The 9,670-nt window shown below is 60.1% G+C and carries 9 protein-coding genes, 1 pseudogene and 1 riboswitch; of the genes and pseudogenes, 5 read left to right on the forward strand and 5 right to left on the reverse strand.

Annotated elements, in window-relative coordinates; all coding sequences use genetic code 11:
• Nucleotides 1-248 precede the first annotated feature (248 nt).
• Complete coding sequence (locus H0V78_11760) at nt 249-698, reverse strand: DNA starvation/stationary phase protection protein (protein ID MBA2352424.1); 450 nt, start codon at nt 696-698, stop codon at nt 249-251.
• Between the two features lie 272 nt (nt 699-970).
• Between H0V78_11760 and H0V78_11765 the strand changes: the two are divergent.
• Nucleotides 971-1,114 (forward strand): annotated as a pseudogene (locus tag H0V78_11765) (tyrosine-type recombinase/integrase).
• 11 nt (nt 1,115-1,125) lie between these two features.
• Here H0V78_11765 and H0V78_11770 read toward each other — a convergent pair.
• From H0V78_11770 to H0V78_11785, 4 genes are all read right to left on the reverse strand, one after another.
• Nucleotides 1,126-1,563: a host attachment protein gene (locus H0V78_11770; GenBank protein ID MBA2352425.1), complete on the reverse strand. Its 438-nt coding sequence runs from the start codon at nt 1,561-1,563 to the stop codon at nt 1,126-1,128.
• Nucleotides 1,564-1,841: 278 nt separating this feature from the next.
• On the reverse strand, nt 1,842-2,687 hold the full coding sequence (gene metF, locus H0V78_11775; protein MBA2352426.1) for a methylenetetrahydrofolate reductase [NAD(P)H]: 846 nt from the start codon (nt 2,685-2,687) through the stop codon (nt 1,842-1,844).
• Between the two features lie 163 nt (nt 2,688-2,850).
• Nucleotides 2,851-4,284, reverse strand: coding sequence for an adenosylhomocysteinase (locus tag H0V78_11780; GenBank protein ID MBA2352427.1), 1,434 nt, complete (start codon nt 4,282-4,284; stop codon nt 2,851-2,853).
• 22 nt (nt 4,285-4,306) lie between these two features.
• A riboswitch (S-adenosyl-L-homocysteine riboswitch) is annotated at nt 4,307-4,391 on the reverse strand.
• Between the two features lie 15 nt (nt 4,392-4,406).
• Complete coding sequence (locus H0V78_11785) at nt 4,407-5,597, reverse strand: methionine adenosyltransferase (protein MBA2352428.1); 1,191 nt, start codon at nt 5,595-5,597, stop codon at nt 4,407-4,409.
• A 206-nt stretch (nt 5,598-5,803) separates the two neighbouring features.
• Here H0V78_11785 and dapF point away from each other — a divergent pair, with 206 nt between their 5' ends.
• The 4 genes from dapF (at nt 5,804) to H0V78_11805 (ending at nt 9,516) form a co-directional block, all read left to right on the forward strand.
• Nucleotides 5,804-6,661 (forward strand): diaminopimelate epimerase, encoded by an 858-nt coding sequence (gene dapF, locus H0V78_11790; protein ID MBA2352429.1) that lies wholly within the window; start codon nt 5,804-5,806, stop codon nt 6,659-6,661.
• The gene (locus tag H0V78_11795) at nt 6,661-7,314 is read left to right on the forward strand and encodes a DUF484 family protein (GenBank protein MBA2352430.1); all 654 of its coding nucleotides are present in this window, start codon (nt 6,661-6,663) and stop codon (nt 7,312-7,314) included. Before dapF ends, H0V78_11795 begins: the two co-directional genes overlap by 1 nt.
• A gap of 5 nt (nt 7,315-7,319) precedes the next feature.
• Entirely contained in the window at nt 7,320-8,318 is a 999-nt protein-coding gene (xerC, locus tag H0V78_11800) for a tyrosine recombinase XerC (protein ID MBA2352431.1), read from the forward strand.
• 349 nt (nt 8,319-8,667) lie between these two features.
• Nucleotides 8,668-9,516 carry a peptidoglycan-binding protein gene (locus H0V78_11805; GenBank protein MBA2352432.1) on the forward strand — a complete coding sequence of 283 codons (849 nt, stop codon included), beginning with the start codon at nt 8,668-8,670 and terminating at the stop codon, nt 9,514-9,516.
• Nucleotides 9,517-9,670: the final 154 nt, after the last annotated feature.

The raw sequence follows: 9,670 nt of genomic DNA on the forward strand, positions 1-9,670 counted from the left end.
CGCGCAGTAGGTGCCGGAGAGTAAGCGCGCGATTCGTGGCTCTTAAGAACGACACGAAGCGCTAATCGCGTAAGCCGCGTCGACCAGCAAGAATTCCTTGCCTCGTTTGCAACCGTGTATGGAACGCACGACGGTCAGCTTCCAGCGGGAAAGGCGTTTTTCTACAGCCTCAACGCCTAGGTTCAGCGGCGGGACGAGCGAAGCGAGGCCCGTCCGCTGGAACCGCTTGTTGGGCGGCACGCCCATCTCTACTCCAGATGGCTGCGTAGCATCCAAGCGTTCTTTTCGTGAACTGCCAGGCGCCTCGTGGCGAGATCGGCGCTCCCCTGGTCACGCGCCGCTTCCGCCGCTTCGATGACAGCCCGCGCCGACGCCGTAACAGTGTCCTGATCTGAAACTAGGTTCAGGATCATCTCTTTGGCGACGGGGCGTCCAGTCTCCTCCTTGACGGCCGTGAGCTTGGCAAACGCGGAGTAACTTCCTGGTGCGAATGCACCCAGGGCGCGAATACGCTCCGCAATTTCATCCACTGCGAGCGCAAGCTCCGTGTACTGCGTCTCGAACAGCGTGTGGAGCGACGTGAACATCGGACCTGTGACGTTCCAGTGATAGTTGTGCGTCTTGAGGTAGAGCGTATAGCTGTCGGCCATCAGCGTGGAAAGAGCTCCCACAATCGCTTCGTTTGATTGCTTCTTCATGGTTGTACTCCGTTGTATGTTGTGAGCCGCGATGTGCCGCCCAACGTAGAGCTAACCGGTGCTGCGCGGCTTTATCGCGCAGCGTCCAGCGACCGAAGGGAGCGAGGTTGAGCGCCATGTTAGCTTTTGAATTTCGTAAAGCATGTGCCCCCATTTACAGCCTTTAGCACCTTGCAACTGAGAATTCGCGTTGATCCCGTTGCGTCGTTGTTTACCTGAATGACGAAGGAATCTCCTTTGGCACAAGCCGCATTCCAAAGGTTCGCGCCTGTTATGCCACCCATCTGCTGCAGAACGGCTACGACATTCGCACCGTGCAGGAATCGCTCGGACACAAAGACGTCGCGACGACGATGATTTACACCCAGGTACTGAATCGCGGCGGGAAGGGCGTGATCAGCCCGCTGGATTTTTAGTTAGCGGCGCGCTACAAATAAATGACTTGCTCCAGATGCGCGGCGAGTTCTTTGTCGCTCGATTTGGTGTAATCCTTTTCGATCGTCTCGCTGACTTTGTCGAGCACATGGGAATCCAGCCGGTTCTTGAGCAGCCCCATAAAGGGATTAGAGGCGACGAGGATCAGGCGCTCGTATTCGTTGATCGTCCTGCCGTGCTCGAGATTTTTGGCGACCTCCAGCGCGAAATGATCGGCCTCGTTTTGCTTGGGATCGGTCGCCTGCACGAAAGCGCCGCGCCCGTTGCCACTGGCCTTGTTATGCCCGGGCCGGTCGGATGCGAGGTCCATGCGCTTTTCCCGGCTCTCCGGATGATCGAGCTCGGCCACGAGTTGCAGGCCTTTTTTCATGCCGCTGTTGCAGAAGATTTTGGCGTGGCTGGAGTTGGCAACGAGTATCCAGGTATTCATGAGGCCTCCTCCTTGGGGTTCATCTTTTCGGACAACGATTTGCGGGCCCGGTTGCGGTCGTTCGCGATTAGCGATCAGTCATCGGGCCGGCTGAAGGGCAGCTTCAAGGTGGGCTGGAGCGCTGTATTTGGAAACCTTGGAGCTGCAAATGAACGGGTCGATCGCGCAACCGCGAGTCCATTGGCAATCAGGTTGCAAAGGTTGCGGAATTGGAGCGGGATGCGAATAAGACAGAGTTGCGAAGAAGCACAGCTGCCGGCCGCCGCGACGGCGGGAGCTTAAAGACCCAAACGCTGCCAGATTGTGGAAGTCGCACCAGCCTGGTTCATCGTATAAAAATGCAGCCCCGGCGCGCCTGACGCGAGCAGCCGGTCGCACAAATCTGTCACCACATCGAGGCCGAAAGCGCGGATCGAGGCAGTGTCGTCCGCATAACTTTCGAGCTTCTTGCGAATCCAGCGTGGAATATCGGCGCCGCAAGCGTCGGAAAAACGCGCAAGCTGCGCATAGCGGTTGATCGGCATGATGCCCGGAACGATCGGAATCGTGATGCCCATCGCTTCGCATTCGTCGACAAAATTGTAATACGAATCGGCGTTGAAGAAGTACTGGGTGATCGCCGCATCGGCGCCGGCGTCGACCTTGCGCTTGAAGTTGAGCAGATCGTCGCGCGCCGAAAGAGATTGCGGGTGAAACTCGGGATAGCACGCGACTTCTATCCTGAAATTATCGCCGGGCTGGGCGCGGATAAAATCGACCAGCTCGTTGGCATAATGGAATTCGCCCGGCGAGTAGGTTCCCGATGGCAAGTCGCCGCGCAAGGCGACGATATGACGGATGCCGGAATCGCGATAACGCCGCAGGATTTCGGTGATACTGGCGCGCGTCGAGCCGATGCACGATAGATGCGGCGCCGCGGCCTGGCCTTCGGACTGGATTTCGAGCACCGTATCGAGCGTACGGTCGCGCGTCGAGCCGCCGGCGCCGAACGTCACCGAGAAAAACTCGGGCTTCAGTTGCGCGAGTTGCTTGCGCGTCGTGCGCAGTTTTTCGGCGCCTTCGGGTGTTTGCGGCGGAAAGAATTCGAAACTGAAAGTGCGCGCGTGTTCTTGTTGGGATTGCATGATCGGGCGAAGACACGCTCACGGTAGGACAACCCGGCAGTCGCGTGTGCGTTAGGGTTTAGAAGGTGAAACAGTTTTGTGGCAAGGGAAAAGCGGGCGATCGCGCTTTCCGGCGGAAACCGACCGCCCTTCCTGCGAACCGCCCGACGGCGGACTTGCTTTCTCAATACCGGTAATGATCCGGCTTGTAAGGCCCATTCTTCGCGACCCCGATGTATTTCGCCTGGGTGTCGGACAGCTCGGTGAGTTGCGCATTGAGCTTTTTGAGCTGCAGCCGCGCGACTTTTTCATCGAGATGTTTCGGCAGCACGTAAACGCCAACGGGATATTTGGCGGTATTGCCGTATAGCTCGATCTGCGCGATCACCTGATTGGCGAACGACGAACTCATCACATAACTCGGATGGCCGGTGCCGCAACCCAGGTTTACCAGACGGCCTTCGGCGAGCAGGATGATGCGCTTGCCGTCGGGAAAGATGACGTGATCGACTTGCGGCTTGATGTTTTCCCATGGGTATTGCTTGAGGCTGGCGATATCGATTTCGTTATCGAAGTGGCCGATGTTGCAGACGATGGCCTGATTTTTCATCCGCTTCATGTGCTCGTGACTGATCACATGAAAATTGCCGGTCGCGGTCACGAAAATATCGGCTTTATCCGCCGCGTAATCCAGGGTCACGACGCGATAGCCTTCCATCGCAGCCTGCAAAGCGCAGATCGGATCGATCTCCGTCACCCAGACTTGCGCGGATAGCGCGCGCAGCGCCTGCGCCGAACCTTTGCCGACGTCACCGTAGCCGGCTACCAATGCGACCTTCCCGGCCACCATTACGTCAGTCGCACGCTTGATGCCGTCGACCAGCGATTCGCGGCAGCCGTAGAGATTGTCGAACTTGCTCTTCGTAACCGAATCGTTGACGTTGATCGCAGGAAATGCGAGCCGGCCTTCCTGGGCCATTTGATACAGGCGCTTGACGCCGGTCGTGGTCTCTTCGGTTACGCCTTTGATCTTTGCCAGACGCGTCGAATACCATTTCGCATCCTGCTTCAGCTTGGCCTTGATCGACGCGAACAGAAAAGTTTCTTCCTCGCTGCCGGGATGGGCGAGCAGCGCGGGATCTTCCTCGGCTTTGGCCCCCAGATGCAGCAGCAGGGTGGCATCGCCGCCGTCGTCGAGGATCATGTTGGAATAAGCGCCCGCCTTTCCGTCAACTGCCGCCCATTCGAAGATGCGGTGCGAGTAGTCCCAGTATTCTTCGAGGGTTTCGCCTTTGACCGCGAATACGGCAGTGCCGCTGGCCGCGATCGCCGCAGCGGCGTGATCCTGTGTCGAATAGATATTGCACGATGCCCAACGCACTTCGGCGCCGAGCGCCTCCAGCGTTTCGATCAAAACCGCGGTCTGGATCGTCATGTGCAGGGAGCCCGTGATGCGGGCGCCACGCAGCGGTTTTTGGACGGCAAATTCCTCGCGGATCGCCATCAGGCCCGGCATTTCGGTTTCGGCGATCGCGATTTCCTTGCGCCCCCAGGGAGCCAGGGAAATATCGGCGACTTTGTAGTCGGTGGAACTCTTGGTTTGCAGTACGGCGCTCATGGCGTTCTCCATGCGGGTGAGAAGAATTCGAGCGCCGTTTCGATTGAAATCCCGGCTCCCCCGAGCCTCACAGCCTTTGGCGGCCTGCTGCAGCGCTCCTCGGGGTGCGGGATTTTTTGCAGTCAGGCGATGGCTGGCTCGCGTTTAACGCCGGCCGCAGCGCGCAACGCTTCTGCCTTGTCGGTTGCTTCCCAGGTGAATTCGGGCTCGTCGCGGCCGAAATGGCCGTAAGCCGCGGTCTTGTTGTAGATCGGCCGCAGCAGATCGAGCATCTGGATGATGCCGCGCGGGCGCAGATCGAAATGCTCCATCACGAGCTTGGCGATGCGCTCATCGGAAATCACGCCGGTACCTTCGGTGTAAACCGTGATGTTGATCGGCTTGGCGACCCCGATTGCATAGGACAACTGCACCTGGCACTGGCGCGCGATTCCCGCTGCCACGATGTTTTTGGCGACATAACGCGCGGCATAAGCTGCGGAGCGGTCTACTTTCGACGGATCCTTGCCGGAAAACGCGCCGCCGCCGTGCGGCGCTGCGCCGCCGTAAGTATCGACGATGATCTTACGACCGGTCAACCCGGCATCGCCGTGCGGACCGCCGATTTCGAAGCAGCCAGTCGGATTGACGAGATAGCGTGTATTTGCCAGCCATTCGGCCGGCAGCACCGGCTTGATGACTTCCTCGATGACTGCTTCGGCGAGCTCCTTCTGTTTTTCGTTCATGCACGGATGGTGCTGCGTCGACAGTACGACCGTGTCTATGCTCTTCGGCTTGCCATCGACATAGCGGAAAGTCACCTGCGATTTCGCGTCGGGGCGCAGCCACGGCAGGCGGCCATCGCGACGAATTTCGGATTGCCGCTGGACCAGGCGATGCGCGTAATAAATCGGCGCCGGCATTAGTGCAGCGGTTTCATTGCAGGCATAGCCGAACATCAGGCCCTGGTCGCCGGCGCCCTGATTCAGATATTCGTCGGATGCGCGATCGACGCCTTGCGCGATATTCGGCGATTGCCGCCCGTAGCAGACCATGACCGAGCAACCCTCGGCGTCGAAGCGCAATTCCGGGTCGGTATAGCCGATCTGGCGGATCGCCTGGCGGGCGACGCTGCCGTAATTGATATTGGCTTTGGTCGTAATCTCGCCGGCGAGTACCACCAAGCCGGTCGACACCAGCGTCTCGGCGGCTACACGCGCTGTCGGGTCTTGCGCTAAAATCGCGTCAAGCACCGCGTCGGATATTTGGTCTGCGACTTTGTCGGGATGTCCCTCGGAAACCGATTCCGAAGTGAAAAGGTAGTCGTTCATCAGTGCTTTTCGCCAGGCTGGATAAAGGGCTGCTAGGATACCACAGGTGGCGAAATTGCGACCGTGGGGGCCGACGGTTGGTCGCGTCTCGATCAGGCATTCCTGGCAGGCGTATTGAACCATAAGCCGGTTCGTTCGCTTTGCGGACTTTCAGCGCGTCAATTCTCCTGGATACTCCTCCATAGCGTGTTCGGCGAGATGGAGAACACTTGCTCCTAAAATTTACCAAGATGCACGGGCTCGGCAACGACTTCGTCGTCCTAGACGCGACGTCACGGGCGCTGACCTTGGCGCCCGGACAGATACGGCTGATCGCCGACCGCCGCTTCGGCATAGGCTGCGACCAGGTTTTGCTGGTAGAGCCGGCAAAAGAAGTGGGCAACGACTTTTTCTACCGCATCTTCAATGCCGATGGCGGCGAAGTCGAGCAATGCGGGAACGGCGCGCGCTGCTTTGCCCGCTTCGTAGCCGACCGCGGCCTGACCAAAAAGCGTGAAATCCGGGTCGAAACCCGCGGCGGCGTGTTGGTCCCGAAGCTCGAAGACGATGGCACCATCACCGTGAACATGGGCGAGCCGGTTTTCGAGCCTGCCGGAATTCCTTTTCTCGCTGAAAAGCGTGCGCTAACTTATATGCTGCATTTCGGCGATGATGTCAGCCAGCGCAACATCGAAATCAGCGCTTTGGCGCTGGGCAATCCGCACGCCGTGCAAATCGTCGACAATATCGATGTTGCGCCGGTCGCTTGCGAAGGACCGTTGATCGAAAGCAACGAACGCTTTCCACAACGCGTGAACGCCGGCTATATGCAGGTGCTCGATCGCAGCCATATTCGCCTTCGCGTGTTCGAGCGCGGCGCCGGCGAAACGCTGGCGTGCGGCAGCGGCGCGTGCGCGGCCGTCGTCGCCGGCATTTCGCGAGGGCTGCTCGATGCGTCGGTCGATGTTGAAACGCGCGGCGGCCATCTGCGCGTTTCATGGGGCGGGGAAGGAGAGTCCGTGATGATGAACGGCGCGGCCGTGACCGTATTCGAAGGCGAAATCCAATTACCGGAGGATCACAATTGATCAAATCGGAAGAAGTCGCGCGGTATCTGAAAGAGCGCCCCGAATTTTTCGAGCAATACGCCGACCTCGTCGCCGGCATGCATATTCCGCATCCGCACGGCGGCCGCGCGATCTCGATCAGCGAGCGGCAGATTCTGAGCCTGCGCGATAAAAATCGCGCGCTCGAACTGAAGCTCGAAGAGTTGATCCAGACAGCGCGCGACAACGAAATGGTCGACGAGCGCCTGCACCGGATGACGGTCGCGCTGACCGGCGCGCGCGATCTCGAGGTGTTGCGCCATGCGCTGTACTTCAATCTGCGCGAGGATTTCGCTGTGCCGCACGTCGCCCTGCGGATGTGGCCCGAAGGCGGCGAGGCTGCGCTCGCCGAATTCCGCGAAGTCAGCGCCGAAGCCCGCGCTTTCGCCGAAGCGCTGACCAGCCCGCAATGCACGCACCAGGCGGTGGCTGATACGGCTGACTGGTTCGGCCACGACCCCGCACAGTTGCGCTCGTTTGCCTACGTCGCGCTGCGACAACCGCAGCCATTCGGCCTGCTCGCGCTCGCCAGCGAAGATGCGCAGCGGTTCTACCCGGAAATGGGCACCCATTATCTGCGCCGCCTGGGCGATGCCGTCAGCGCCGCGTTCTCGCGCTATTTTCAGATCGGCTAGACGAAATGGCTGCGACTGCCAATCCAACCGCGCCGGATAGCAAGAACGCGCGTTATCTCGCCAGTTTTATCGATCACTTGAGCCGCGAGCGCGGACTGAGCCCGCATACCGCGACGAGCTATGCACGCGACGTGCGCGCCTTGCTCGGCCTGCTCGCTGCGCCCGCTGCGTTCGTTGGCCGCGACCATGACGCGGCCGATCCTGCCGGCTCTGGCGATCAGCAGCGCGACGCGCTCGCCGAATTGAAGATTCACCATATCCGAAGCTTCGTCGGCCGCTTGCACGCGCGCGGCTTGAGCGGCAAAAGCCTCGCCCGCATGCTGTCGGCATGGCGCTGCTTTTTCAACTACCTCGCGCGCGATCACGGTTTTTCGCACAACCCGTGCGTCGGCCTGCGCGCGCCGAAATCGCCGCGAACGCTGCCGCAGGCGCTGTCGCCCGATGCCGCCGTGCAGTTTCTCGACGCCCGATCATCCGGTAATGACGCGCAAACGCCGCTCGGCCTGCGCGATAAAGCCATATTTGAACTCGGCTACAGTTCGGGTCTGCGGCTGGCTGAACTGACCGGACTCGACCTCACCGATCTGCTTGGCGACGGTACGGTACGGGTAACCGGCAAAGGCAGCAAGACGCGCATCGTTCCGGTCGGCGCGTTTGCCCGGCGAGCGCTGGATGAATGGATCGCAAGCCGCGCGCTGTTGGCCGGCACCGAGGAGCCCGCGTTGTTCATCAATGCCAGAGGCGGGCGGTTGTCGGGGCGCGCGATTCAGTATCGGATCAAGCAATGGGCGGTCAAGCATGGCGCGGCCAGCAATGTCCACCCTCATATGTTGCGGCACTCGTTTGCTTCGCACCTGCTGCAATCGAGCGGCGATCTGCGCGCGGTGCAGGAAATGCTCGGCCACGCCAGCATTTCGACGACGCAGATCTACGCGCACCTCGATTTTCAGTATCTGGCCAGGGTTTACGACAAAGCGCATCCGCGGGCGAAACGAAAAGGCTGATTTCGTCCAGATTGCGGCTCGATCGGCCTTGGCGCCGCGCCAGCCGCGTTCGCGGGACAGTGGACGTTTCCTGAAAGAAATCAAACATCGATCACCATTGCTCTATGACGATAGTCATAGGCCAAAGGTCCTAGTGTAATCGCGCGCGCAACATGCTATAAGCATGAAACGGGGTGCTGGCGAGTGGGCGTTTTTGCCGCCTCGTTCGTTCCCCGTAGTCAACGCCCGCGGGCTTTTCAGCGCCTCGCCTCGGGCGCTCCAGGCTGACCAAGGCGCTCGGTTGTCTTAGAGGAGCGACGAGAATGAACGGAATCAATACCGCTATAAAGCTCGTGGCCGTCGCGCTTGCATGACGATTTCATGCGCCGGTTTCGCGCAACGGATGGAGATGGGCGCAGAAAGCGCCAAGACCACAGCGACCGGTTCGGCGGGTGGGGCGAGCGCGGAGAACGTCAATGCGCAACTCGAGCATTGCAATGAACCCATGGGGACGGTCGCGCTGGTCGAGGACCAGAACGCCCACTGGTATCACTACCTGAGCCACGATCTGCGTCTGGGCTCGACCACCCCGGTGCTCAAGCTGCTGGTGCAGCAATCGAACTGCTTCGTGGTGGTTGAACGCGGACGCGCGATGAACAACATGATGCAGGAACGATCGCTCGAAGATTCCGGCGAGTTGCGGAAAGGTTCCAAATTCCACAAGGGGCAGATGGTATCGGCCGACTATTCGTTGAGCCCGTCAGTCACGTTCAGCAGCAACGACACCGGCGGCATCGGCGGCGCGGTCGGCGGCCTGCTCGGCGGCAGGCTGGGCGGCCTGGTCGGCGCGGTTGCCGGCAATATGAAGTTCAAGGAAGCGAGCACCTTGCTGACCATGGTCGATAACCGCTCTGGCGTGCAGTTGGCGGCAGCCGAGGGCAGCGCCAAGAACACCGATTTCGGCGCGGTCGGCGCGCTGTTCGCCGGCGCCGGCGGCGGCGGACTCGACGGCTACACCAAGACGCCGGAAGGCAAAGTCATCGTGGCGGCCTTTACCGATTCCTACAACAATATGGTGCGCGCCGTGCGCAACTATACCGCGCAGGAAGTGAAAGGCGGCCTGGGCACCGGCGGCCGCCTTAAGGTACAGGGCGCGGAGGAGGCGGAAGCGCAACAGATATCGGATACCGAGCCGCCCGCCAAACGCAGGAAGAAGTAGGTAGCGCGCCGCGCCGCTTTACGTTTTACGAGGTATCCGGCCGCGTTTCGATCGCGCTTTCGATTGTGATAGGCTGCTGACGCAAACCGGTTAATCGAACCAGATATCGCGGCGCATCTTTTCCGCATTCTCGTTTTAGTGAAAACCAGCACCC

Source organism: Burkholderiales bacterium (genome assembly GCA_013695435.1).
Classification (GTDB): Bacteria; Pseudomonadota; Gammaproteobacteria; order Burkholderiales; family JACMKV01; genus JACMKV01.